This window comes from Paraburkholderia sp. BR10937, assembly GCF_040965695.1.
In the GTDB taxonomy this organism is placed as follows: domain Bacteria; phylum Pseudomonadota; class Gammaproteobacteria; order Burkholderiales; family Burkholderiaceae; genus Paraburkholderia.
This window is the reverse complement of the sequence record NZ_JBFRCL010000282.1, coordinates 1-238: the sequence shown is the minus strand read 5'-3', so window position 1 is coordinate 238 and position 238 is coordinate 1. Positions and strand designations below refer to the sequence as shown.

Annotated in this window: 1 protein-coding gene; it reads right to left on the bottom strand. The window is 64.3% G+C overall.

The genetic code is table 11. The features are described from left to right. On the bottom strand, positions 1-238 hold a 238-nt coding region (locus AB4Y44_RS42990), incomplete at both ends, for a carbohydrate ABC transporter permease (protein WP_368702865.1).

Here is a 238-nt window from a genome sequence, read left to right as displayed (position 1 = left end):
AAGTAGTCGTTCCAGACGAACGTGAAGACGAGAATGGCGAGCGCGGCGAGTGCCGGGCGAATGAGCGGCAGCACGATGCGCACGAACACGGTCCATTCGTTCGCGCCCTCGATGCGCGCGGCCTCGATCTGCTCGCTGTTGAGCGTGGTGAGGCCCGTGAGATAGAGGATCATGCAGTACGCGGTTTGCGGCCAGAGCGCCGCGAAGATGATGCCCGGCGTGGCGTAGTTCGGGTCGC